Origin of the sequence: Vibrio sp. 10N.286.48.C11, from assembly GCF_041469805.1 — a bacterium.
Lineage (GTDB): Bacteria > Pseudomonadota > Gammaproteobacteria > Enterobacterales > Vibrionaceae > Vibrio > Vibrio crassostreae_C.
This window is the reverse complement of record NZ_JBFRLK010000030.1, coordinates 1-1,786: the sequence shown is the minus strand read 5'-3', so window position 1 is coordinate 1,786 and position 1,786 is coordinate 1. Positions and strand designations below refer to the sequence as shown.

Sequence of the window (1,786 nt, the reverse complement as noted above, 5' to 3'; positions counted from 1 at the left end):
GGCTCTAGCCCACTAGGCAAAGCGATAAAATATACGCTTGGGCAGTGGTCAAAGCTTATTCGTTATATCGACGATGGTCACTTATCTATTGATAATAATCGCGCTGAACGCGCAATTAAACCACTGGTCATTGGCAGGAAGAACTCTTATGACCTTTTTCAAGTTTTTCGACAAAACCTCTCTCTCCTCTGTGAGACGAGGCATGCTTTCAACATTAGAATTGCCTGAAAGTGAATTAGCAATAACTTGGGTTATACATACTCTTATTCGGGGATCTTTAGCCCCAACATGGTTTTCGTAATGAGTTTACCTCTATCTGGCTGCTAGTATCTAACCAAGTGGTCGACTTAAATTCTTGACGAGGATTACTCACCTGAGCTTCTTCACTTCCAAGCAAATTTTAAACTCTCTGATTTCGAGTGGTGACAGCAATGTCCCACATGAATCCAAGTAACTCTCTCGCAACAGCAGTAATTGCTATTTGTGACTTTTTCCCTTTAGCTACCAAGCTTCGGTAACGGAAGCATAATCGCTGCTGAGCTTTCCAGGAGATATCTTTGGCTTCTTGGCAAACACTATCTGGTCGATTCGCAGTTAACCAGCTACCGACCTTAGCATTGTTTCTATATGCCCATGCTGCCTCATACAAAAGTCGTCTTAACTCAACATTTCCAGCTTTAGTGATCCCTGCTTTACGAGTCACACTACCACTTGAGTGTTCACCAGGTATTAGGCCAAGGAATGCCATTATTTGTTTCGGATTACTAAATCGGGAGAAATCACCCACTTCAGCCACTACGGAGATTGCAATCGTACGTCCGACACCTTTTAGAGCTTGCAGTTGATTAACCAAGTTATAAAGTGACCAGTTAGGAAGTAACCTATCAATTTCTTGGTCTAATTGCTCAATACGGTTTTCTATTTGCTCCAAGCTTTGTCGATAGTGCTCATAAGCTATTTGTTGAGAAGCTAAGGGGAAAGATTGGTTGGCTAGCCATACTCGATGGCGGACAGTCCACATTTTCTTTTCATACTTTTTACCCGTTCTCAGAAGAATACTTTGGATTCGCTGCTTGGCAACTTTAGTATCTTTCTTTGCACAGCTTCTGGCTCTCACAAGATCTCGCATAGCTTCATGTGTCAGGTCGGGTACCCAGATATCAACTAACTCACCCGCTCTTAACAACCTCGCTAAAGCGACGGCATCTCGATGATCATTTTTGATCTTGTTGGTTGATATCTTAGGTATTCTAGAAGGAGCCACAACTGTACACTCTATGTTCATGCTAAGTAACAATCGATATAGACCGTAGCCTGTTGGGCCCGCTTCGTAGCAGACAAGGATCGTACCGTGAAGCTTGATTAGCTTCTTCATTAGACGAATAACGGCATCTTTTGCTGAAGAAATATTCCCATAAAATCGAACTTCTCCCTGCCGCTCTGGACTTGCAATCGCAACAGCAATTGTGTCCTTGTGCACATCAAGTCCAATATAAGCAGAATAGTTGACGGATTCCATATTGATGACCTCCAAAAACGCACCAGTAGGTAAGTCTAAGTATATAAGGTCATACCATCTGGCTGTTCTCTAACACACCAAACGGTGCTGATGCGAGCGCGATGCTTTACAGCATCATCGAGACCGCGAAAGCCAACGGTCTTATCCTCTACGACTACATGGTCAAGTGCATGAAAGAGCTGGCGAAAGCTGAGCCTGATATCGACGCACTCCTGCCTTGGAACTTCAAACACTGACAAGTCGCCCCGTGGGTTCATGGGGCGGATA

1 protein-coding gene and 2 pseudogenes are annotated in these 1,786 nt (G+C 43.8%); 2 read left to right on the top strand and 1 reads right to left on the bottom strand.

Annotated elements, in window-relative coordinates:
• Nucleotides 1–144 (top strand): annotated as a pseudogene (locus AB4209_RS09030) (transposase); the annotation flags it as partial.
• Nucleotides 145–400: 256 nt separating this feature from the next.
• Here the strand turns inward: AB4209_RS09030 and AB4209_RS09025 are convergent.
• On the bottom strand, nt 401–1,519 hold the full coding sequence (locus tag AB4209_RS09025; RefSeq protein WP_017070419.1) for an IS110 family transposase: 1,119 nt from the start codon (nt 1,517–1,519) through the stop codon (nt 401–403).
• A 47-nt stretch (nt 1,520–1,566) separates the two neighbouring features.
• Between AB4209_RS09025 and AB4209_RS09020 the strand changes: the two are divergent.
• Nucleotides 1,567–1,755: pseudogene (locus AB4209_RS09020) on the top strand (transposase domain-containing protein); the annotation flags it as partial.
• Between the last annotated feature and the right edge of the window lie 31 nt (nt 1,756–1,786).